The sequence below is a fragment of the Micromonospora sp. NPDC004704 genome (assembly GCF_053601675.1).
In genome coordinates, this window is record NZ_JBSGCD010000002.1 from 14,706 (window position 1) to 35,754 (window position 21,049).

Here is a 21,049-nt window from a genome sequence, read left to right on the forward strand (position 1 = left end):
GTGCCGATCGGTCGACGGGGTGCGCCCGGTGGGTCGGAACCCGCTACCGTGACAGGCGTGAGGGTGTATGAGCCCTCCCGAACCGCCCGCCCGGGTGGTGGAAAGGCAGACACGGCCGCCTTAAAAGCGGCTGCCGCAAGGCATGCGGGTTCGACCCCCGCCCCGGGCACCAGCGTTTGCCATACCATCTGGGTATCTGGATCCCACAAAGTTCGCCAGGACCCATTACCCTTGAGCGCGGCACGGTCTCACCGTGTATCGACCCCCTGAGGGAGGCCTGAAAGTGAAGACTTCCAACCCGGTGCTGGCCCGGCTCGGCCAGGCGGCCGAGCGCGAGCGGGCCGCCGGGTACGCCCCGGCCGGCCCGCACGGGCAGCCCGGCTACGGGCAGCCGTACCCGACCACGGCGGGAGCCTACCCGGCCGCACCCCCCACCGTGCAGCCGATGACCATCGACGACGTTGTCGTCAAGACCGTCACCCTGCTCGCCATCACGGGTGCCGCCGCCACCGCCGCGTGGGTGCTGGTGCCGGACGCGCTGATGGGCGTGGCCTGGATCGGTGCGCTGGTGGTCGGGCTGGTGCTCGGCCTCGTGATCAGCTTCTCGCGGATGGCGAACCCGGCACTCGTGGTCACGTACGCCGTGGTCGAGGGTGTCCTCGTCGGCGCCGTCAGCAAGGCGTACGAGTCGTTCTACGACGGCATCGTGCTCCAGGCGGTGGTCGCCACCTTCGGGGTGTTCTTCCTGATGGCGATCCTCTACCGGGCGAAGGCGATCCGGGCGACGCCGAAGTTCGTCCGGGGCGTCATCGCGGCGATGGTCGGACTGTTCGCGGTCATCCTGATCAACCTGGTGCTGTCGCTCTTCGGTTTCGACACCGGCCTGCGCAGCGGCGGACCGCTGGCGATCGGCTTCAGCCTGATCTGCATCGTGGTCGCCTCGCTCAGCTTCATCCTGAGCTTCCACGAGGTCGAAGAGGGCGTACGCCTGGGCCTGCCCCAGCGCTACTCCTGGACCGCCGCGTTCGGCATCCTGGTCAGCCTCATCTGGCTCTACTTCGAGGTCCTGCGCCTGATCAGCTACTTCCAGGGCGACGACTGACCCCGCCCCCAGCACCACGCCGGACGCCCGCCCCCTCCGGGGGCGGGCGTCCGCCGTCTCTGCCTCCCGCCCGCCTCAGGGCGTTGATCATGAAGTTAGCGCGCCTGTGGGCGTCGAAAACCGTCGCTAACTTCATGATCAACGAGGCTCGTCGGGTGGGCGGTGGGGTGCGGGGTGGGGTGGGTGGGGGGGGCTAGGTTTGGGGGATGAGTGGGGTGGGGGAGTTGGGGCAGGCGGTTGAGCTGTTGGTCGGGCAGGTGGCGCACTGGATGGCGCCACGGTGGGCGGCCACGGCCACCACGGGCAACGTGTCCCGGGCCGACCTGATGCACCGGCTGGTCCAGCAGGTCGCGAACCTGGCCGCCGATGCCGAGAGTGAGCCACGGCGCACCGTGCCCCGGCTCGACAACGATCTCGCCCTGCCCGACCAGCTCCGGGTGGTCGCCGCCGATCTGATCGCCGCCGACCCGCCGGAGCCGGTGCTGGCCGAAGCCGCCACCGAGGTCACCGCCACCCGCAGCGCCCTCTGACGGCAAGCACCTGCCGGCCCGACCGAGCCTGGCGAGCACCTGCCGGCCCCAACCGAGCCGGGCGATGACCTGCCGGCCGAGCCGGGCGAGCGCCTGCCGGCCGAGCCGAGCCGTGCGACGACCTGCTCGGCCCGGCCAGCCGAGACTTTCGGGGACCTGCTGGGTGCTCAGCTGAGGCGTTCGAGGACCAGGGCCATGCCCTGCCCGCCGCCGACGCACATGGTCTCCAGCCCGATGCTCTTGTCGTGCCACCGCAGCGAGTTGATCAGCGTCCCGGTGATCCGGGCGCCGGTCATACCGAACGGGTGTCCGACGGCGATCGCGCCGCCCATCACGTTGAGCTTCTCCAGCGGGATGTCCAACTCCCGGTAGGAGGGGATCACCTGGGCGGCGAACGCCTCGTTGATCTCCACCAGGTCGACGTCGTCGATGCTCATCCCGGCCCGCTTCAGCGCCTGCCGGGACGCCTCGACCGGGCCCAGCCCCATGATCTCGGGTGAGAGTCCGGTGACCCCGGTGGAGACGATCCGGGCCAGCGGGGTGATGCCGAGGTCGCGGGCGCGCTGTTCGCTCATCACGACCACCGCCGCCGCACCGTCGTTGAGCGGGCAGCAGTTGCCGGCGGTGATCCGGCCGTCGGGGCGGAACACCGGCTTGAGCCCGGCCACGCCGTCCATGGTCACCCCGGCGCGGGGGCCGTCGTCGGCGCTCACCACGTCGCCCGAGGGCAGGGTCACCGGGGTGATCTCCCGAGCCCAGAAGCCGGCCGCGATGGCCTGCTCGGCGAGGTTCTGGCTGCGTACGCCGAACTCGTCCATGTCCGCGCGGGTGACGTCGTACACCTGGGCCAGATTTTCGGCGGTCTGACCCATCGTCAGGTAGATGTCGGGCAGTTCCCCGTCGAGCCGGGGATCGGTCCAGGGCTCGGCCCCGGCCTGGGTACGGGCGGCCGACCGGGCCTGGGCCGCGGCGAACCGGGGATTCTGCCAGCCGCCACCGACCAGTGCCTGGGCCTCGGAGGGCAGTCCGTCGGAACTGCCCCGGGCGAACCGGGAGACGCACTCGACCCCGGCGGAGACGAAGACGTCCCCCTCGCCGGCGGCGATGGCGTGGAAGGCCATCCGGGTGGTCTGCAGCGACGAGGCGCAGTAGCGGGTCACGGTGGCGGCCGGCAGGGTGTCCAGGCCGAGCAGGGTGGCCACCACCCGGCCCATGTTGAAGCCCTGTTCACCGCCGGGCAGGCCACAGCCGAGGTAGAGGTCGTCGATCTGGGTGGGGTCGAGTTGGGGTACCTGGTCCAGCGCGGCCCGGACGATGGTGGCGGCGAGGTCGTCCGGCCGCAGGTCGCGCAGGGAGCCCTTGCCGGCTCGGCCGATCGGGGAGCGGGCGGTGGCGACGATGACGGCGGTGCGAGACGGATCGGTCGACATACCTCTAACTTAACCGGCCGGTAACTTACGGCGGAAGTCATCGAGGCTGTGATGATGCCGGCTGGAGCCGAGGGCGCCCCGTCAGTGCTGCCGGGTGACCGCCGCCGCCTCGGCCACGGCCGGCAGCAGGGCGTGGGCCCACACCCGGTACCCGTCCGCCGAGGGGTGGTAACCGTCGTGGCAGAGGGTCCCGGCGTCGGCCCGGAACACGGGACCGGTCTCGGCGGCCAGGTCGACGGCGACGCCGCCGGCCGCGAGCACGGCCCGCGCCTGAGCCCTGGCCGTACGCCGACCGAGCAGGCCGGTGACCTGGCGCAGCGGTTGCGCGATGGCGCGTACGGCACCGAGGTCGGGGCAGGTGCCGACGACCACCTCCACCCCGGCATTGCGCAGCCGGCGTACGGCGGCACCCAGGTAGGCGGCCGTCTCGCCCGGTCGGCGCAGTGCGGTCACGTCGTTGGCCCCGATCAGGATCACCGCCACGTCCGGGCGTTCCCCGAGCAGTGCCCGCGCCACCTGGGTGGCCAGGTCCGTGGCCCGGGAGCCGGACACCCCGACGCTGGACAGGTGCACCAGACGGTGGCCCTCGCCGGCCAGGTTCCCGCTGGTGGGGCCCGTACCGTCGGCCAGGAGCCGGGCGAGCTGACCGCCGACGGTGTCCTCGACCCGGTTCACCCCGACGCCGAGCGCCGACGAGTCGCCGAGCAGGACCAGCCGGAGTACGGGCGCACCGGTCCGACCGACCACGGAACGCAAGCCCAGTCCCAGTTCCGGCTGGGCATAGCGTCGGTTGCGGGCCAGCAGCACCTCACCGGCGAGCAGGGCGGCGCCGCCGACGGTGCCGGCGATCAGGGTCAGGGCGGCGCTCCGGCCGAGCTGGCCGGCGGTACCGCTCCGTTGGCGCCCGGTCCCGCTCGCTGTCATGCTCGTTCCTCCACTGTGGACGGCTCGACTCCGGTCGTGGTCGCCCCGGTCGAGCCTGCTTCATGGGCGGGCGCGGCCGGCTCCTCGCCGCGCTGGTGGCCGAACCAGGCCCGGCGTCGGCGCAACTGCGCCCAACGCCCCGCCGGACCGCGTTCGCGTCCGCCGACCTCGGTCCCGCTGACCTCCGTACCGGCGTTGCGGGCCGCCTCGTGCGCGGCGGCCGGCAGCGAGCGGACCCCCTCGCCCTCGGCGAGAGCCGGCCGACGCTCCTCGGCCGCGCCCAGCGCCACCAGGACCGTCGGCAGCAGTGCCGCAGCCGCGACCGCGTAACCCTCGGCGGACGGGTGGAAGTGGTCCCAGGCGAACATCCGGGTCGGTTCGGCCGCGAACCGGGGACCGAGCAGGTCACCCAGGGACACCGTCGCGCCACCGGCCTCGACCACGGCCACCGTCTGCGCGGCGGCGAGCTGGCGACTCCAGCGCCGGGCAAGCCACCGCAGCGGCGGCTTGATCGGCCGGATCGCACCCAGGTCCGGACAGGTGCCGACGACCACCTCGGCGCCCGCGCCGCGCAGGTCGCGGACCGCGTCGACCAGATAACGTACGGCGATCGACAGCGGCGTACGCGCGGTCACGTCGTTGCCGCCGACCAGGATCACCGCCAGGTCCGGCTCCAGTTCGAGGGCCGCCTCGACCTGCGGTGCCAACCCGGCCGAGCGGCTGCCCACCACGGCGAACCGGTGCAGTCGTACCGGCCGGCGCAGGCGGCGGGAGATACCGGTGGCGAGCAGGGCGCCGGGCGTCTCCCGGGGGCGGTGTACGCCGTACCCCGCCGCGGACGAATCGCCCAGGATGACCATGGTGAGGGGCTTGCCCGGGAACCTCGCCCCGTACACCCCGTCACCGCGCGGCGGCGGTGCCTGCGCGAGCGGGATGATCCGTCGGGCCTGCCGGGCCTGGCCGATCAGCACCGCCCAGGCGGCGGCCGTGGTCGCCGCCGTCACCCCGGCACCGAGGATCGTCAGCTTCGCGACCCGGCGCACGGTGTGCCACGGCGCCTGTTGCCGCGTCACCGAACCGGCCGTACTCATCAAGCGCCCCCCGCCTTCGCGGACATCCTGCGGCCTTCGAGGCTATCTCGGTGGGTCGTTTCGCGCTGTCAGTGTTTTGGCTCCTCCCGGGTCGGGATGCGGCGGGTGTCCCTTTCCTCGCGCTGCGGAGAAGTTGCCCCCATGTGCATCATGGGCGGAAGGAGGGTGCGGACATGGCGAAGACACTGAAGCGGACCGCGGCGTTTGCGGCGCTGGCCCGGGCGTTGACATCCGGGACGCGGGGCGGCCCGTCGCTGGGGGCCCGGCTGGGGGCGCTGCCCCGGATGATCCGCGCGACGGCCCGCGGCGAGTACGACGGCGGCCTGCGGTTGGCCCTGATGGCGGCGGCGACCGCGTACGTGGTCTCGCCGATCGACCTGGCACCCGAGCTGTTGCTGGCGGTTTTCGGACTGGCCGACGACGCACTCATGGTGACCTGGTTGGCCGGCAGCGTGCTCGCCGAGACCGAGCGCTTCCTGCTCTGGGAGGCCCGTCGGGACAGCGTGGTCCCCGGCCACGTGGTGCCGTGACCCCACGTAGGCTGATCTACGCAGCCATCGGGGCTGACCTGGCACAGCCACGGACCATCACCCGGCCACGAGCCGGACGGGCCACGCGGAAAGGCACATCGAGGTGCGCTACTACGACAATGTCGTCGACCTGATCGGGCACACACCCCTGGTGCGGTTGAACCAGGTCACCGCCGGTATCTCCGCGACGGTGCTCGCGAAGGTGGAGTACTTCAACCCCGGTGGCTCGGTGAAGGACCGGATCGCGCTGCGGATGGTCGAGGAGGCAGAGCGGGCCGGCCTACTCAAGCCCGGCGGCACCATCGTCGAGCCGACCAGCGGCAACACCGGTGTCGGGCTGGCCCTGGTCGCCCAGTTGCGGGGCTACAAGTGCGTGTTCGTCTGCCCGGACAAGGTCAGCGAGGACAAGCGCAACGTGCTGCGGGCGTACGGCGCCGAGGTGGTGGTCTGCCCGACCAGCGTCGCGCCCGAGGATCCCCGCTCGTACTACAACGTCTCCAACCGGCTCGCCGAGGAGATCCCGAACGCCTGGAAGCCCGACCAGTACTCCAACCCGGCGAATCCCCGGTCGCACTACGAGACGACCGGACCGGAGCTGTGGGAGCAGACCGAGGGGCGGATCACGCACTTCGTGGCCGGGGTCGGCACCGGCGGCACGATCTCCGGGATCGGCCGCTACCTCAAGGAGGTCTCCGGCGGCGCGGTGAAGATCATCGGCGCTGATCCGGAGGGTTCGGTCTACTCCGGCGGCACCGGCCGGCCGTACCTGGTCGAGGGGGTGGGGGAGGACTTCTGGCCGACCACCTACGACCGGACGGTCGCCGACGAGATCATCGAGGTGTCGGACAAGGCGTCGTTCGACCTCACCCGGCGGCTGGCCCGCGAGGAGGGTCTCCTGGTCGGCGGGTCCTGCGGCATGGCCGTGGTGGCGGCGCTGGAGGTGGCCCGCAAGGCCGGTCCGGACGACGTTGTCGTGGTGCTGCTGCCCGACGGCGGGCGCGGTTACCTGTCGAAGATCTTCAACGACGAGTGGATGGCCCGGTACGGGTTCCTGGAGACCGGCAACGCCGAGCCGACCGTGGCGGACGCCCTGGCCAGCAAGCCGGGCGGGGTGCCGGAGCTGATCCACGTGCACCCGACCGAGACGGTCCGGGACGCGATCGACTACATGCGCGAGTACGCCGTCTCCCAGCTCCCGGTACTCAAGGCCGAACCGCCGGTGGTCACCGGTGAGGTGGCCGGTTCGATCGCCGAGCGGGACCTGCTCGACGCGCTCTTCACCGGCCAGGCACACCTGCACGACACGATCGAGCGGCACATGGGGCCGCCGCTGCCGATGATCGGCGGTGGGCAGCCGGTGAGCGAGGCGGTCAACCTGCTGGAGAAGTCGGACGCCGCGCTCGTACTGGTCGACGGCAAGCCTCGGGGCGTACTGACCCGGCAGGACCTGCTCGCCCACCTCGGCGCCCGCTGAGCGTCGGTCAGCGGCTCAGCTCCGCCGGGACGGCGATCACGTCGACGAAGGCTCCCCGGCGGAGCAGAGTGACCGGCAGGCGGCTGCCGATCGCCGGCCCGAGCATCAGGCGTTGCAGCCCCTGCCCGCTCTGCACCGGCCGGCCTCCGGCCGAGATGAGCACGTCACCGAGGTAGATCCCGGCGCTGCCGGCGGGGCTGCCCGGCACCACCTCGACCACCCGCAGGCCCCGGCGCTGACCGGTGCGTTCGGCCACCGCCGGGGGCAGCGGGACCGGCACCCCGGCGACGCCGAGCCAGGCCCGGCGTACCCGCCCGGTGGAGACCAGGTCGCCGATGATCTGCCGGGTGGTGGAGTTGATCGGTACGGCCAGCCCGAGCCCGTAACCGGCCACGGCGGTGTTCACCCCGATCACCCGTCCGGCCGAGTCGGCCAGCGCCCCGCCCGAGTTGCCGGGGTTGAGGGCGGCGTCGGTCTGGATCACGTCCTCGATCAGCCGGACCAGCCGGCCGTCGCGGGCGGGCAGGGACCGGCCCAGGCCGGAGACCACCCCGGCGGTGACCGAGCCGGCCAGCCCCATCGGGTTGCCCACGGCCACCACGAGCTGGCCGATCCGGAGCTGGTCGGCGTCGCCGAGTTCGGCCGGCGGCACGCTGGTCGACCGGACCCGGAGTACGGCCAGGTCGGAGAGGGGGTCGGTGCCGACCACGTCGAACCGGGATTCGGCGCCGTCGGCGAAGGTGGCCGTACCGCCCTCGGCTCCGTCGACCACGTGGGCGCTGGTGAGCAGGAGACCGTCGGCGGTGAAGGTGACCGCGGAGCCCGCCCCGTTGCCCCGCGCGGAGCGCACCGCGAGTGCGGCGACGCTCGGCAGGACCCGGGAGGCGACCCCGGTGACCACCCGGGAGTACGCGTCCAGGGCATCGGCTTCGGTGGGAGGTGGCTGGATCTGTTCGCCGTCCATGTCGCGGACAACGTCCAGCGGTGCACTTCGATGCCCGACCGGGCTCCGCTGACAGCGAACACCGCGGGGGACGCGCGGGCGGTTAGGGCAGGTCCCGGACGTAGCGCAATTGCGGTACGAGGGCGGAGCCGACGTGTTCGGTCCGTTCGACCCCGTCGGCGGTCCACCCGCCGCGCCGGTAGAACTCCTGGGCGTGCTTGTTGCCGGCCAGCACCCAGAGGGCGGCCCGGTGCCAGCCGCGCCCGTGCAGGGTGCCCAGGGCGTCGACCATCAACGCCCGACCGAGGCCCCGGCCCTGCTGGTCCGGCTCCAGGTGGATGGCGCAGAGTTCGCCGTACCCGGTCGGGTCGAGTTCGTGCGGTCCGACGTAGTTGAAGCCGACCAGCCGGTCACCGGCGTCGACCACGGTCATCAGGTGGGTGTCCCGCTCCCACTTCCAGCGTTCGCTCCACCACTGGCCGAGCAGGTCTCCGGAGTCCGACGCGAGCGCCTCGGCGGGTACGAAGTCCCGGTAGGCGGCCTGCCGGGAGCGCGCGTGCAGCCCGCCCACGGCCATCAGGTCGTCGGCGGTGGCCGGGCGCAGGGTGACGGTCACCCGGCCGAGGATAGTCGGGGCACCCGTACCCGCCCGAGGTCCTCGGCCACCACCAGGTCGCCGGTGAAGTGTTCGCGTGCCTCGGCGGCGAACCGGGCCGGGTCGGGGTAGCGCTGGGAGAAGTGGGTCAGCACGAGTCGGCGTACGCCGGTTTCGGTGGCCACCCGCGCGGCCTGCGCCGCGGTCAGGTGGCCGGCCTCGGCGGCCAGCGCGGCGTCCTCGGTGAGGAAGGTCGACTCGATCACCAGCAGGTCGGCTCCGTCGGCGAGGTCGTACACGGCGTCGCAGAGCCCGGTGTCCATGACGAAGGCGAACCGCTGCCCCCGGCGCGGTTCGCTGACCGCGTCCAGGGGCACGCGGCGCCCGCCGGACTCGATCTCCCCGGCGCGGATCAGCTCGCCGATGGCCGGCCCGGAGATGCCGTACGCGGCCAGCCGTTCCGGCAGCATCCGGCGCCCGTCCGGCTCGACCAGCCGGTAGCCGTACGCCTCGACCGGGTGATCGAGTCGGCGGGCGGTGATCGTCGCGCCGCTGATCGGGATGGTCTGGCCGTCGGATTCGATGGGTTCCGGGCGGACGTCGGCGGTTTCGTGGAAGGCGCTGGCGTGCCGCAGCCGGTCGAAGTACTCGGTGCCGCCGGCCGGGAAGTGCACCGGGACCGGGTGCGGTACCCGGTCCAGGGAGAGGCGCTGGATCATCCCGGGCAGGCCGAGGCAGTGGTCGCCGTGGAAGTGGGTGATGCAGATCCGGGTCAGGTCGGTGGCCGAGACCCCGGCCCGCAGCATCTGCCGCTGGCTGCCCTCGCCGGGGTCGAAGACGATCATCTCGTCGTCCCAGCGCAGCAGGTAGCCGTTGTGGTTGCGCTGCCGGGTCGGTACCTGGCTGGCGGTGCCCAGGACGACCAGTTCACGGGTCATCTGGGGCCTCCGGGGTCGAAAAGGTGCGCCGGATATGGAACGACCCCCGGGGCTTCCGCGCGGTGCGCGGGCCGGCTGGACAAAGCCGGCACCCCGGGGGTCGGGTGGCTGTCTCGGATTCGCCGCACCGCTGCCACACGGTCTCGACGATGTTGCACTGTCAAGGACAGCGGCTAGCGGACAGCCACCTCACGAGTCCCGTTGCTACACAAAGCTTGGACCACCTCCTCTCACGTGTACGGCCACGTTAACCACCTTCGGGCCGGTCCGCCAATGGTTTTAGATCACTGATCAGACGCTTGCGCGGGCGACGCCGACCGGGCAGCTCATCGTTCGCGGCCGGGACCGCCGACTGCCCGCTCACCCGTCACCGGGTTGCGGGGCGCGGCCGAACCGTCGGACCTCCTGGGGCCAGCCGCACGCTTGCGCGAGCTTGCCGGCCCACATTCGGGCCGTTTCCTCGTCGGCCACGTCCACCACGGTCAGCCCGCCCAGCCACTCCTTGGTCTCGACGTACGGGCCGTCGGTGAACATCACCGTGCCGCTCGTGGCGTCGGCACTGGATACGGGGCCGTCCACTTCCAAGCCCCCGGCGAACAGGTACGCCCCGGCTGCCTTGATCTCGTCCACGACCGCCGCGGCGAGTGGGCCGCGCTCGCGAAACCACTCCTCGGTGTGGTCACCCACCCACTGCTGGTTGAAGTAGATGAGGTACTCGGCCATGTCTGCTCCCTCGACTCGGGCGGACCTTTGTCCGCCTCCATCCTCGCTACGAACGGCGCCGGGCGGATGCGACACGTCAGGCCGGAAATTCCCCCGTCGATGTTGGCAGGGGAGCGCTGGTGCGGACTAGTGGAGGTCGGACGGCACCCGGGCGACGCCGACCGGGCAGCTCATCCCGTTCGGGCCGTGGTTGCAGTACCCGTTCGGGTTCTTGGTCGGCGCCAGGTACTGCTGGTGATAGTCCTCGGCGTAGTAGTAGTCGCCCAGTTCCCCGATCTCGCTGGTGATCTCGGGCAGGCCCGCCTCGGCCACCACCGGGGCGAACGCCTCGCGGGACGCCTGCGCCACCCGCGACTGCTCGGGTGTGGTGGTGTAGATCGCCGAGCGGTACTGGGTGCCCACGTCGTTGCCCTGGCGCATGCCCTGGGTCGGGTCGTGGTTCTCCCAGAAGACCTTGAGCAGGTCCTCGTAGCTGATCTCGGTGGGGTCGTAGACCACCTGTACGGCCTCGGTGTGCCCGGTGAAGCCCGAGCAGACCTCCTCGTACGTGGGGTTCGGGGTCTGGCCGCCGGCGTAACCGACGGAGGTGGAGATCACCCCCGGAAGCGTCCAGAACAGTCGCTCGGCGCCCCAGAAACAGCCCATGCCGAAGACGGCCGTCTGGCTGCCCTCGGGCCAGGGACCCTGCAACGGCGTCCCGAGCACGACGTGCCGGTCGGCCGCCGAGATCGGGAAGTCGCGTCCGGGCAGCACCTGGTCGGGGCTGGGCAGGCTGGCCTTCATTCGCCGTAGGAACACGGTAGGTCTCCTCTCATACCTCTGCCCTGTGCAACCACGCGCCGGTCAAGATCCTTACCCGGCTCGTCCGGCACCCGGGGGTACCCGCCGACGGGCGGCTCAGGCGGTCGGTGGCGGGCGAGGAGGGCCGGTCAGGCGGGCGGGAGTGCGGCGGCGATCCGGGCCGCGTAGCCGGTCGCCGCGTCGGCGTCGTCGTACGTGGTCCGGGGCCAGAAGAAACCGCGCAGGCCGTCGCCCTTGGTCCGGGGGACCACGTGGGTGTGCAGGTGCGGGACGGACTGGGACACCCGGTTGTTCAGGGCGACGAAGGTGCCGCCCGAGCCGAGTCCGGTCTCGACGGCGACGGTGATCCGCTGTACCAGACCGAAGTATCCAGAAAGCGAAGAAACAGGCAAATCGGGCAAAACCTCATAATGCTCTCGGGGTACGACCAGTACATGACCCCGGAAAACCGGTCTGGTGTCCAGAAACGCCATCCCGGCCGGCTCGTCGGCGACGGTGAAGGCCGGCACGGAACCCGCGACAATGCCACAGAACACGCAAGGCTTCACCGGGGCAGACTAACGTCACCCCAATGAATTACGGCTTCGAGACGCTCGCCATCCACGCCGGTCAGGAACCTGATCCACGCACCGGCGCGGTAGTGCCACCCATATACGCAACCAGCACCTACGCCCAGGACGAGGTCGGGGCGCCGCGGCTCGGTTACGAGTACAGCCGGTCGGCCAACCCGACCCGTACGGCACTGCAGGAGTGCCTCGCCGCGATCGAGGGCGGCCAGGTCGGGCTCGCCTTCGCCAGCGGCCTCGCCGCCGAGGACACCCTCCTGCGTACGGTCTGCCGCCCCGGCGACCACGTGGTGATCCCGGACGACGCGTACGGCGGCACGTACCGGCTCTTCGCCAAGGTCCTGCACCGGTGGGGGCTGAACTGGACCGCCGCGAAGCTCTCCGACCCGGAAGCCGTACGGGCCGCGATCCGCCCCGGCCAGACCAAGGTCATCTGGGTGGAGACGCCGACCAACCCGCTGCTCAACATCGCCGACCTGCCGGCCCTCGCCTCGATCGCCCACGAGGCCCAGGCACTGCTCGCGGTCGACAACACGTTCGCCTCGCCCTACCTGCAACAGCCGCTGGTGCTCGGCGCCGACGTGGTGGTCCACTCCACCACCAAGTACCTCGGCGGCCACTCCGACGTGATCGGCGGGGCGCTGATCACCGCCGACCGCGGCCTGGGCGAGGAGCTGACGTACCACCAGAACGCGATGGGCGGCGTACCCGGCCCGTTCGACGCCTGGCTCACCCTGCGCGGGATCAAGACTCTCGGCGTACGGATGGACCGGCACTGCGACAACGCCGAGCGGATCGTCGACTACCTCTCCGCGCACCGGGCCGTGGCCGAGGTTCGCTACCCCGGCCTGCCCGACCACCCCGGGCACGAGACGGCGGCCAAGCAGATGCGCCGGTTCGGCGGCATGATCTCGTTCCGGGCGGCCGGCGGCGAGGCGCAGGCGGTCGACATCTGCAACCGGACCAAGCTCTTTGTGCTCGCCGAGTCCCTCGGCGGGGTGGAATCGCTGATCGAACACCCCGGCCGGATGACACATGCGAGTGCTGCCGGCTCGCCGCTTGAAGTTCCCGCCGATCTCGTGCGACTGTCTGTCGGCATCGAAACGGCTGACGACCTGCTCGCCGATTTGGAGCAGGCGCTCGGCTGACCTTTCGGGAGGGGTGGGGAGTGCAGGAGCTCATGCCGTCCTGGGTCGGCGCGACCGCGAAGCAGATCGCGCGGGCGGTCCGCCGTGGTGACGCGTCCGCCACCCAGGTGGTGGCGGACCACCTCGACCACATCGCCCGCAGCGACGGCGAACTCGCCGCGTTCCGGGTGGTACGGGGTGGCGAGGCGATCGTCGAGGCGGAGAAGGTCGACGAGCAGGACGACCTGGCCAACCTGCCGCTGGCCGGGGTGCCGATCGCGGTCAAGGAGAACACTCCGGTCGCCGGCCTGCCCACCTGGAACGGCTCCGCCGCGGCCCGTACCGCGATCGCCGAGGACGACCACGAGGTGGTCCGGCGGCTGCGTGGTGCGGGCGCGGTGATCGTCGGCGTGACCCGGATGCCGGAACTGGGCCTCTGGGCGTTGACCGACGACGAGGGCTCGGTCACCCGCAACCCGTGGCAGCTCGACCGCACCCCGGGCGGCTCGTCCGGTGGTGCGGCGGCTGCGGTCGCCTCCGGTCTGGTGCCGATCGCGCACGGCAACGACGGGCTCGGCTCGTTGCGCATCCCCGCCGCCTGCTGCGGGCTGGTCGGGCTCAAGCCCGGCTCCGGTGTGGTGCCCTGCCAACTCGGCGCGGACGACTGGTTCGGGCTCACCGAACACGGCATCCTCGCCACCACCGTCGCCGACGCGGCCGTCGGCTTCTCCGTACTCGCCGGCCGGCGACCGGACAAGCTGGTGCCGCCGCAGCGCCTGCGGGTGGCGGTCTCGCTGCGTTCACCGGTGGCCGGCGTACGCGCCGACGCGCCCAACACCGACGCGGTCGCCACCGGTGCCCGGCTGCTCGCCGCCGCCGGGCACGACACCGTCACCGTCGACCCGGTCTACCCGACCTCGCTCGGGTTGCGCGGGATCGCCACCTGGCTGGCCGCCGCCTCCCGTGACGTCGAGGAGGCCGGACTCGACCGGCGGACCCTGCAACCGCGCAGCCGGCGGCACACCGGACTGGGCGCCTGGGCGTACCGGCGGGGCTACGTCCGGGAGTCCGACCGGGCGGGGTGGCGGGAGCGGTCGATCGGGTTCTTCACCGACAACTCGGTCGACCTGCTGCTCACCCCGGCGCTGGCGGCGACCCCGCCGCGGGCGGAAGGCTGGGCCGGCCGGTCCTGGCGGGCGAACATGATGACCAACATCCGGTACGCCCCGTACGCCGCCCCGTGGAACATGGCCGGCCTGCCGTCGCTGGTGGTCCCGGTCGGCCTGCGCCCGGACGGGCTCCCGGTCGGGGTGCAACTCGTCGGCCCGCCCGGCTCGGAACTGCTGCTGCTCGGCGTGGCCGGCCAGTTCGAAATGGCCGCCCCCTGGCCCCGCCACGCCCCCAACTGGCCCCGAGTCCCACAACCCACCCCCTAACTCGACCCCCACCCCCACCCCCACCCCCACCCCCACCCCCACCCCCACCCAAGATCCGCGCTCATGTAGAGAAAGAGTGGTTGTCCGGCGGCGGATAGCCACTCTTTCTCTACATGAGTTCCCTAGCGCCGGGGGGGTGGTGGGGGGTGTGATGGCGGGCATCGGCGGGGCGCCCCGGGGGGCGGGGCCGGGACGGGGTGCGACGATCTGGACATGACGGACCTGGTCGGCCTCGCCGACGTGCACGCCGCGCGCGAACTGCTCGCCGGCATCACCCGTACCACCCCGCTGGAGCCATCCCGGCCGCTCAGCGCCGCGCTCGGCGGGACGGCCTGGCTCAAGTGCGAGCACCTCCAGCGGGCCGGGTCGTACAAGGTGCGCGGTGCGTACGTGCGGATCGCCCGGTTGTCCGAGCAGGAGCGGGCGCGCGGGGTGGTCGCGGCCAGCGCCGGCAACCACGCCCAGGGGGTGGCTCTCGCCGCCGGCCTGCTCGGCATCAACTCGACCGTCTTCATGCCCGTCGGCGCGCCGCTGCCCAAGGTGGCGGCGACCAAGGGGTACGGCGCCCGGATCGAACTGGTCGGTAACACCGTGGACGAGTCCCTCGTCGCGGCCCGCGACTTCGCCGACCGCACCGGAGCGGTGTTCATCCACCCGTTCGACCACCCCGACGTGATCGCCGGCCAGGGCACCGTCGCGCTGGAGATCCTGGAGCAGTGCCCGGACGTGAAGACGATCGTGGCCGGGGTGGGCGGCGGCGGGCTGGTCTCCGGGATCGCGGTCGCGGTGAAGGCGCTCCGTCCCGACGTACGCGTGATCGGGGTTCAGGCGGCCGGCGCGGCGGCCTTCCCGCCCTCGCTGCTCGCCGGCCGGCCGGTACGGCTGCCGGCGTTCGCCACCATCGCCGACGGAATCGCGGTGGGACGCCCCGGCGATCTCACCTTCGCGCACGTAAGCAAGCTGGTCGACGAGGTGGTGACGGTCTCCGAGGAGGACATCTCCCGGGCCCTGCTGATGCTGCTGGAACGGGGCAAGCAGGTGGTCGAGCCGGCCGGCGCGGCCGGGGTGGCGGCGCTGCTGGCCGGCGTGGTGGAGGTCGAGGCGCCGGTGGTGGCGGTGGTCTCCGGCGGCAACATCGACCCGCTGCTGCTGCTGCGGGTGATCGAGCACGGGCTCGCGGCGGCCGGGCGTTACCTGCGTCTGACGGTGCGCTGCAACGACCGGCCGGGTCAGCTCGCGCTGCTGCTCAGCCAGATCGCCGAGCACCGGGGCAACGTGGTCGACGTGGTGCACCAGCGACACAATCCGCACCTGCGCCTGGGCGAGGTCGAGGTGGCGCTCTCGGTGGAAACCAGGGGAGCGGAGCACTCCGACCGGCTGATCAGCGCGCTGCGGGCCAGCGGTTACCAGGTGGCCTTCGGTGAGGCGGCCGGCTAGGAACGCCGGTCCTAACCGACTCGGCCGTCACCGGCGCGGTGCCGTTCGACCGGGATCGGGGTGGTCCCGACCCCGGTCGAATCGTGATCGAGAGGTCGACCGGTCAGCCGGCGAACGGCTCGAAGGCGACCACGGTGACCTTGATGTCCGCACCGCTCGGCGCGGTGTACGTGACCGTCTGGCCGGCACGGGTCCCGAGGATGGCCTTGCCGAGCGCGGACTCGGGGCTGTAGACCGTCAGGTCGGTGGTGGCCGCGATCTCTCGGGAGCCGAGCAGGAAGGTCTCCTTGTCCTCCTCGTCGTCGTCGAAGTGGATCGTGACGACGGTGCCCGGGGCGACCGAGTCGGCGTTCGGCGCCTCACCCACGGAGGCGGTACGCAGCAGTTCCTGGAGGTAGCGGATGCGATGCTCCTGCTTGCCCTGCTCCTCGCGGGCGGCGTGGTATCCGCCGTTCTCCCGCAGATCGCCTTCTTCGCGCCGGGCATTGATCTCCGCGGCGATCACCGGCCGGCCGGCGATCAACTCGTTGAGCTCGGCCTGCAGGCGGTCGTGCGCGTCCTGGGACAGCCAGGTGGCGGGCGCCTCGCGGTCGGTCGTGGACACAGACGATCTCCTTGGGTAAACGGACTGCTGCGGACAGGAACGAAGTACCAAGTTACCAGTGCGATACACACCGGACGGGTGATGATTTATTGCCGAACTGAACCGAACGGCCCCGATCGGCTCACAGACGGTGTTCGAGGGCCTCGGCTGGCGGCGGTTCGGAGCTGGTCCGACCCGGCTCAGTCGGCCGCCCGGCAGCGCAGTACCTCGCCGAGCAGGGCCTTGCCCGTGGTGGTGAGCTGGTGCTCGACCACCGGCTGCCGCTCACCGGCCGGGGCGTCGACCCGTACCTCTTCGCGGGCGACCTCGGCCCCGTCCCGGGAGCGGGCGCGTACCGCGCAGATCGCCGAGCCACCGGCCGGCACGGTCACCCGGAAGACCAGCCGCAACTGGCTGTCGGTAATGTCGGTGTAGGTGATCACCTGGGCGTCGTAGGTGGGGTCGCCGTACTGTCGGTAGAGCCGGGCGGAAGCCAGGCCGAGGACGGCCACCAGGGCGACCACCAGCAGTGCGCGCAGCCAGGGGCGGCGGCGTCGGGGCGCGCGTCGGTGTCCGTACCGGTCAGCGGGGAAGACCGGCGCGTCGGAAGAACGAGTGGCGTTCGTCTCGGTCACCGGGCACATCTCCTGCGGGGCGTTGTCGGTGGCATCGGCCAGAATGGCAGAGTCCATCTTCGCAAACGGTTACCGAACGATACCGGCAGGTCAGCCGGTCGAGCCGCGGGGGCTCGGCGGCAGCACGGACGAGGAGCATTTCGTTGGCAGAGCAACTGCGTCTCATGGCCGTACACGCGCATCCCGACGACGAGTCGAGCAAGGGCGCGGCGACCATGGCGAAGTACGTCGCCGAGGGCGTGAGCGTGCTCGTCGCGACCTGCACCGGCGGTGAGCGGGGCAGCGTACTGAACCCGAAGCTGGACCGGCCGGACGTCTGGGCGAACATCGGCGAGATCCGTCGGGCGGAGATGGACGCGGCCCGGGGCATCCTCGGTGTCGAGCAGGCCTGGCTGGGCTTCGTCGACTCGGGGCTGCCCGAGGGCGACCCGCTGCCGCCGCTGCCCGAGGGGTGCTTCGCGCTGCAGGACGTCGCCGTCGCGACCGGTTCGCTGGTCCGGCTGATGCGGGAGTTCCGTCCGCACGTGGTGACCACCTACCCGGAGGACGGCGGTTACCCGCACCCCGACCACATCATGTGCCACAAGATCAGCGTCGCGGCCTTCGACGCCGCCGGTGACCCCGAACAGTTCCCGGAGCTGGGGCCGGCGTGGCAGCCGCTGAAGCTCTACTACGACATCGGCTTCTCCAAGGCGCGCTTCATGGCCCTGCACGAGGCGGTGCTCGCGGCCGGGCGGGAGTCGCCGTACGAGGAGTGGCTCAAGAACTGGGAGGACCGCCCGGACAAGGGGCCGCGGGTCACCACCCGGGTGGAGTGCGCGGAGTACTTCCCCGTACGCGACGACGCGCTGCGGGCGCACGCCACCCAGATCGACCCGGACGGCTTCTTCTTCCAGGTGCCGATGGAGATCCAGCAGCGCGCCTGGCCGACCGAGGACTTCCAGTTGGTCAAGTCGTTGGTGGAGAGTCCGCTGCCGGAATCCGACCTGTTCGCCGGCGTACGTGAGACCGCCCGTGCCCGTTGACCTCGCCGGGGCGTACTGTTATGGCAGCTCGCCTATCGAAGGATCCCAGTCATGCTGACCGCTGTTGACGTGCTTGCCGCGAACAACTTCGGGGACACCCGAACCGGTGGCCTGGCCGGCCCGATGGGCCTGTTCCTGATCGTGGTGCTGGCCATCGCCACGGTTCTGTTGATCCGCAACATGAACGCGCGACTGCGTCGGCTGCCGGACCGGTTCCCGGACCAGCGCACCGACGAACCGGGCGGCCGGGTCGATTCGTCCGTTCCGGGACCGGTCGAGGCGGACTTGGCAGAGGAATCTGATGGAAGCGCTCCCAGGGCCTCCCACCTGCGCAGTAACGGGCACACGACGACATGATCGCGGCTAAACCGGCCAGGCGCCCCCTGTTGCGCCAAACCGGTTTGGCTTAGCCTTCCGCCGGGGACCAAAAGTCCCCGCACCGTGCGCGGGAGGGGGCGCCGATGAGAGTCAGACCCGACGCCCGAGGCGGTGCGCGGCCCGAGCAGGCGCCGCGTCGTTGGACGGCGGGCGGAGGCGGCCCGTGACATCCGGCCGGCCGGCCGCCTCACGGACGGCGGCCCTGGTCGGCATCTCGGGCACCCCCCGGCGGATGCTCATCCTCACCGCAGCCGTGCTCGCCGCAGCCCTCGCCGCCGCCGTGGTCGGTCTCGCCGTGCCGGCGGACCTGCCGCCGGACGACCCGCTCGGCTCCGTCCATCCGCTCGCCCGGCTGGCGATCGTGGCCGGCGTGTTCGCACTCGCCCAGTTGGCCCGGCTCCGGTTCCGGGTCGCCTCCGGCACCGTCAACGTCACCTGGGGCGAGGCCGCGCTCGTCATCGGCCTCTACCTGGCGCCCGCCGGCTGGCTGCCGGTCACCGCCCTGGTCGGCGCCGGACTCGGCTGGGGACTGCTGTCGATCTTCCCCGATCGGCGGTCGTTCGTCGAGGTCGTGCACATCGCCGCCTCCCTGACCGCCGCCGTCGCGCTGGCCACCGCCGTCGCCACCGCCCTCGGCGAACCGCTCGGTGCCCCGCTGACGCCCGCGCTGACTGTCGCGCTCGTCCTCGGTTCGCTGACCTACCTGCTCGCCACCGGCTGGCTCGCCTCGCTCACCATGTCGCTGCGCCACGGGCTGCCGATGGGACCGCTGCTGCTGCGCGCACTCCGGGGCAAGCTGCCGATGTTCGTCGGCAACGTACTGGTCGGCCTGGCCGTGATCACCATCCTCGAACACAGTCTCCGCTGGCTGCTGCTCCTACCACCGCTGTGGTGGCTGTTGCAGCAGACGTACAGCCAGCGGCTGCGTACCGACGACGAGCGGCGTACGTGGCGGGCCTTCGCCGAGGCCACCGGGGCGCTGAACCAGCTCGACGAGCGCGGGGTGGCGACCGCCGGGGTGCACGGCGCGCTCGCCGTGTTCGGCGCGGACCGGGTCGACCTCCACGTCGCCCGCAGCGGTAACCGGTGGCGCCGCTACCGGGGCGGTGGCGGCGAGCCGGTCTCGGACCAGGATCTGACGGCGCCACCCGAGCCGGAGACCGACCCCCACCTGCTGTCCCGGACGCTCGAGGTCGGGGCCAGGCCGGTCGGCGAACTCCGGGTACGGTTCCCCCGCTCGGTCCGGCCCGGCGAGCGCGAGCGGGATGTCCTGTCCGCGTTCGCCGACGCCCTGGCCGCCGCGCTGCACGACGCCGCCACCCACCAGGAACTGCGGATCATGGCCGCCCAGTCGTCGTACGAGGCGGTGCACGACCCACTGACCAAACTGGTCAACCGCGCGGCGATGCTGAGCAAGGGCGACCTCGCGCTGCACCGGCTCGGACACGACCACCCGGTGGCCCTGCTCCTGCTCGACATCAACAACTTCAAAGAGGTCAACGACACCCTCGGGCACGCCGCCGGGGACGAGTTGCTCCAGGTGACCGCCCGCCGGTTGCAGGAACTGCGCCGCGACGGTGAGGTGCTCGGCCGGCTCGGTGGTGACGAGTTCGCCCTGCTGGTCACCTCCCTCCCGGCGACCCCGCTGCCGACGCCCGCCGTGCCGGCGCTGCAACTGCCGGTCGCCACGGAACTCAGCGTCTTCGGCGAATGGCCCGCCTCGCTGCCGTACCCGCTGCGCCGGGCCCGGGAGATCGTGGAGGAGCTGGCCGCCCCGACCGAGGTGGCCGGCGTACGGATGTCGGTCGAGGCGTCGGTCGGTGTGGTGGTGGCCGGTGCCGGCACCGCCGACATGACCGAACTGCTGCGCCGGGCCGACATCGCGATGTACCAGGCCAAGGCGGGCGGCGGCAGTGTCGCCAGCTACGACAGCAGCCAGGACGCGGCCAGCACCGACCAGCTCGCGCTCCTCGCCGAGCTGCGTGAGGCGCTCGCCGCCGACGACCAGCTCATGCTCGCCCTCCAGCCCGCGGTCGACCTCGCCACCGGGGCGCCGACCGGGGTGGAGGCGCTGATCCGGTGGCGGCACCCGCGCCGGGGCCGGCTCGGTCCGGTCGACTTCGTCCGGACCATCGAGGGCAGCGAACTGCTCGGCCCGTTCACCCGGTACGTGGTCGACAAGGCCCTCGCGGTGGCCGCCGACTGGGCCCGGCACGGACTCGACGTACCCATCTCGATCAACCTCTCCGCGCGCAGCCTGCTCGACCCCCGGCTCCCCGCGGAGGTGGCCGAATCCCTGCGCCGCCACCAGGTCCCGGCCCACCGGCTGGTCCTGGAGATCACCGAGACGGTGGTGATGAGCGAGCTGGGCGTGATCGACGAGGTCCTCTCCGAGCTGCGGGCGATGGGGATCCAGCTCGCCGTGGACGACTTCGGCACCGGCTTCTCGTCGCTCACCTTCCTGACCCGGATCCCGGTCGACGAACTCAAGGTCGACCGGTCCTTCGTGATGGCGATGGCCGACTCGCCGGAGGCCGCCGCGATCGTCCGGTCGACCGTCGGGCTGGGCCGTGAACTCGGCCTGCGGGTGGTCGCCGAAGGCGTGGAGACGGCCGACCAGCGGGCCGCCCTGGCCGAGCTGGGCTGCACCGCCGCGCAGGGTTACCACTTCTTCCGCCCGATGGGGTCCGACAAGATCGTCACGGTGTTGCAGACCCAGCTCGACAACTCCCAGCAGGCCCGGATCTTCCCCCTGCACGCCGACGGCGCCTCCTAGAGCCG

Annotated in this window: 21 protein-coding genes and 1 tRNA gene; 11 read left to right on the forward strand and 11 right to left on the reverse strand. The window is 71.9% G+C overall.

Annotation, left to right across the window (positions count from 1 at the left end; all coding sequences use genetic code 11):
* Positions 1-88 precede the first annotated feature (88 nt).
* The 3 genes from ACWEFB_RS02315 to ACWEFB_RS02325 all read left to right on the forward strand — a co-directional run bounded on the left by ACWEFB_RS02315 (position 89) and on the right by ACWEFB_RS02325 (position 1,632).
* A tRNA-Leu gene (locus ACWEFB_RS02315) sits at positions 89-172 on the forward strand.
* A gap of 111 nt (positions 173-283) precedes the next feature.
* Entirely contained in the window at positions 284-1,102 is an 819-nt protein-coding gene (locus tag ACWEFB_RS02320) for a Bax inhibitor-1/YccA family protein (RefSeq protein WP_326560939.1), read from the forward strand.
* 206 nt (positions 1,103-1,308) lie between these two features.
* Positions 1,309-1,632 (forward strand): hypothetical protein, encoded by a 324-nt coding sequence (locus ACWEFB_RS02325; RefSeq protein ID WP_452281443.1) that lies wholly within the window; start codon positions 1,309-1,311, stop codon positions 1,630-1,632.
* Between the two features lie 167 nt (positions 1,633-1,799).
* Here the strand turns inward: ACWEFB_RS02325 and ACWEFB_RS02330 are convergent, their stop codons facing one another.
* The 3 genes from ACWEFB_RS02330 to ACWEFB_RS02340 all read right to left on the reverse strand — a co-directional run bounded on the left by ACWEFB_RS02330 (position 1,800) and on the right by ACWEFB_RS02340 (position 5,077).
* Positions 1,800-3,062 (reverse strand): acetyl-CoA C-acetyltransferase, encoded by a 1,263-nt coding sequence (locus tag ACWEFB_RS02330; protein WP_452281445.1) that lies wholly within the window; start codon positions 3,060-3,062, stop codon positions 1,800-1,802.
* 81 nt (positions 3,063-3,143) lie between these two features.
* Complete coding sequence (locus ACWEFB_RS02335) at positions 3,144-3,986, reverse strand: SGNH/GDSL hydrolase family protein (protein WP_452281447.1); 843 nt, start codon at positions 3,984-3,986, stop codon at positions 3,144-3,146.
* A complete protein-coding gene (locus ACWEFB_RS02340; protein ID WP_452281449.1) occupies positions 3,983-5,077 on the reverse strand; it encodes an SGNH/GDSL hydrolase family protein in 1,095 nt (364 codons plus the stop codon). Before ACWEFB_RS02340 ends, ACWEFB_RS02335 begins: the two co-directional genes overlap by 4 nt.
* Before the next feature lie 173 nt (positions 5,078-5,250).
* On the opposite strand from ACWEFB_RS02340, the gene ACWEFB_RS02345 reads away from it, so the two are divergent.
* On the forward strand, positions 5,251-5,607 hold the full coding sequence (locus tag ACWEFB_RS02345; RefSeq protein ID WP_452281451.1) for a YkvA family protein: 357 nt from the start codon (positions 5,251-5,253) through the stop codon (positions 5,605-5,607).
* 103 nt (positions 5,608-5,710) lie between these two features.
* Positions 5,711-7,081: a cystathionine beta-synthase gene (locus tag ACWEFB_RS02350; protein ID WP_452281453.1), complete on the forward strand. Its 1,371-nt coding sequence runs from the start codon at positions 5,711-5,713 to the stop codon at positions 7,079-7,081.
* A gap of 7 nt (positions 7,082-7,088) precedes the next feature.
* Here ACWEFB_RS02350 and ACWEFB_RS02355 read toward each other — a convergent pair whose 3' ends face one another.
* The 6 genes from ACWEFB_RS02355 to ACWEFB_RS02380 all read right to left on the reverse strand — a co-directional run bounded on the left by ACWEFB_RS02355 (position 7,089) and on the right by ACWEFB_RS02380 (position 11,629).
* Positions 7,089-8,045: a S1C family serine protease gene (locus ACWEFB_RS02355; protein WP_326560932.1), complete on the reverse strand. Its 957-nt coding sequence runs from the start codon at positions 8,043-8,045 to the stop codon at positions 7,089-7,091.
* An 82-nt stretch (positions 8,046-8,127) separates the two neighbouring features.
* Positions 8,128-8,640 carry an N-acetyltransferase family protein gene (locus ACWEFB_RS02360; RefSeq protein WP_452281455.1) on the reverse strand — a complete coding sequence of 171 codons (513 nt, stop codon included), beginning with the start codon at positions 8,638-8,640 and terminating at the stop codon, positions 8,128-8,130.
* On the reverse strand, positions 8,637-9,557 hold the full coding sequence (locus ACWEFB_RS02365) for a ribonuclease Z (RefSeq protein ID WP_452281457.1): 921 nt from the start codon (positions 9,555-9,557) through the stop codon (positions 8,637-8,639). Before ACWEFB_RS02365 ends, ACWEFB_RS02360 begins: the two co-directional genes overlap by 4 nt.
* A 360-nt stretch (positions 9,558-9,917) precedes the next feature.
* Positions 9,918-10,280, reverse strand: coding sequence for a YciI family protein (locus ACWEFB_RS02370; RefSeq protein WP_326560929.1), 363 nt, complete (start codon positions 10,278-10,280; stop codon positions 9,918-9,920).
* 126 nt (positions 10,281-10,406) lie between these two features.
* Entirely contained in the window at positions 10,407-11,078 is a 672-nt protein-coding gene (gene msrA, locus ACWEFB_RS02375; protein WP_452281459.1) for a peptide-methionine (S)-S-oxide reductase MsrA, read from the reverse strand.
* Between the two features lie 131 nt (positions 11,079-11,209).
* On the reverse strand, positions 11,210-11,629 hold the full coding sequence (locus tag ACWEFB_RS02380; RefSeq protein ID WP_452281461.1) for an HIT family protein: 420 nt from the start codon (positions 11,627-11,629) through the stop codon (positions 11,210-11,212).
* A 23-nt stretch (positions 11,630-11,652) separates the two neighbouring features.
* On the opposite strand from ACWEFB_RS02380, the gene ACWEFB_RS02385 reads away from it, so the two are divergent.
* The 3 genes from ACWEFB_RS02385 (at position 11,653) to ilvA (ending at position 15,647) form a co-directional block, all read left to right on the forward strand.
* The gene (locus tag ACWEFB_RS02385) at positions 11,653-12,795 is read left to right on the forward strand and encodes a cystathionine gamma-synthase (protein ID WP_452281463.1); all 1,143 of its coding nucleotides are present in this window, start codon (positions 11,653-11,655) and stop codon (positions 12,793-12,795) included.
* Between the two features lie 32 nt (positions 12,796-12,827).
* Positions 12,828-14,210 (forward strand): amidase, encoded by a 1,383-nt coding sequence (locus ACWEFB_RS02390; RefSeq protein WP_452282101.1) that lies wholly within the window; start codon positions 12,828-12,830, stop codon positions 14,208-14,210.
* Between the two features lie 213 nt (positions 14,211-14,423).
* Entirely contained in the window at positions 14,424-15,647 is a 1,224-nt protein-coding gene (gene ilvA / locus ACWEFB_RS02395) for a threonine ammonia-lyase (RefSeq protein ID WP_326560925.1), read from the forward strand.
* Positions 15,648-15,750: 103 nt separating this feature from the next.
* Here ilvA and greA read toward each other — a convergent pair whose 3' ends face one another.
* Together greA and ACWEFB_RS02405 are read right to left on the reverse strand one after the other, a co-directional pair.
* Positions 15,751-16,251 (reverse strand): transcription elongation factor GreA, encoded by a 501-nt coding sequence (greA, locus tag ACWEFB_RS02400; RefSeq protein WP_326560924.1) that lies wholly within the window; start codon positions 16,249-16,251, stop codon positions 15,751-15,753.
* Between the two features lie 179 nt (positions 16,252-16,430).
* The gene (locus ACWEFB_RS02405; protein ID WP_452282102.1) at positions 16,431-16,865 is read right to left on the reverse strand and encodes a DUF4307 domain-containing protein; all 435 of its coding nucleotides are present in this window, start codon (positions 16,863-16,865) and stop codon (positions 16,431-16,433) included.
* Positions 16,866-17,008: 143 nt separating this feature from the next.
* Between ACWEFB_RS02405 and mca the strand changes: the two genes are divergently transcribed.
* The 3 genes from mca to ACWEFB_RS02420 all read left to right on the forward strand — a co-directional run bounded on the left by mca (position 17,009) and on the right by ACWEFB_RS02420 (position 21,044).
* Positions 17,009-17,890: a mycothiol conjugate amidase Mca gene (gene mca, locus ACWEFB_RS02410; RefSeq protein WP_452281466.1), complete on the forward strand. Its 882-nt coding sequence runs from the start codon at positions 17,009-17,011 to the stop codon at positions 17,888-17,890.
* 51 nt (positions 17,891-17,941) lie between these two features.
* The gene (locus ACWEFB_RS02415) at positions 17,942-18,247 is read left to right on the forward strand and encodes a hypothetical protein (RefSeq protein WP_452281468.1); all 306 of its coding nucleotides are present in this window, start codon (positions 17,942-17,944) and stop codon (positions 18,245-18,247) included.
* Positions 18,248-18,500: 253 nt separating this feature from the next.
* A complete protein-coding gene (locus tag ACWEFB_RS02420) occupies positions 18,501-21,044 on the forward strand; it encodes a putative bifunctional diguanylate cyclase/phosphodiesterase (RefSeq protein ID WP_452282104.1) in 2,544 nt (847 codons plus the stop codon).
* The last annotated feature ends 5 nt before the right edge of the window (positions 21,045-21,049 follow it).

Bases quoted from the DNA above. Each gene is read 5' to 3' on its own strand.
- ACWEFB_RS02325 (WP_452281443.1), top strand. From the start codon at position 1,309: ATGAGTGGGGTGGGGGAGTTGGGGCAGGCGGTTGAGCTGTTGGTCGGG.
- ACWEFB_RS02330 (WP_452281445.1), bottom strand. From the start codon at position 3,062: ATGTCGACCGATCCGTCTCGCACCGCCGTCATCGTCGCCACCGCCCGC.
- ACWEFB_RS02335 (WP_452281447.1), bottom strand. From the start codon at position 3,986: ATGACAGCGAGCGGGACCGGGCGCCAACGGAGCGGTACCGCCGGCCAG.
- ACWEFB_RS02340 (WP_452281449.1), bottom strand. From the start codon at position 5,077: ATGAGTACGGCCGGTTCGGTGACGCGGCAACAGGCGCCGTGGCACACC.
- ACWEFB_RS02345 (WP_452281451.1), top strand. From the start codon at position 5,251: ATGGCGAAGACACTGAAGCGGACCGCGGCGTTTGCGGCGCTGGCCCGG.
- ACWEFB_RS02355 (WP_326560932.1), bottom strand. From the start codon at position 8,045: ATGGACGGCGAACAGATCCAGCCACCTCCCACCGAAGCCGATGCCCTG.
- ACWEFB_RS02365 (WP_452281457.1), bottom strand. From the start codon at position 9,557: ATGACCCGTGAACTGGTCGTCCTGGGCACCGCCAGCCAGGTACCGACC.
- ACWEFB_RS02370 (WP_326560929.1), bottom strand. From the start codon at position 10,280: ATGGCCGAGTACCTCATCTACTTCAACCAGCAGTGGGTGGGTGACCAC.
- ACWEFB_RS02385 (WP_452281463.1), top strand. From the start codon at position 11,653: ATGAATTACGGCTTCGAGACGCTCGCCATCCACGCCGGTCAGGAACCT.
- ACWEFB_RS02390 (WP_452282101.1), top strand. From the start codon at position 12,828: ATGCCGTCCTGGGTCGGCGCGACCGCGAAGCAGATCGCGCGGGCGGTC.
- ilvA (WP_326560925.1), top strand. From the start codon at position 14,424: ATGACGGACCTGGTCGGCCTCGCCGACGTGCACGCCGCGCGCGAACTG.
- ACWEFB_RS02415 (WP_452281468.1), top strand. From the start codon at position 17,942: ATGCTGACCGCTGTTGACGTGCTTGCCGCGAACAACTTCGGGGACACC.
- ACWEFB_RS02420 (WP_452282104.1), top strand. From the start codon at position 18,501: ATGCTCATCCTCACCGCAGCCGTGCTCGCCGCAGCCCTCGCCGCCGCC.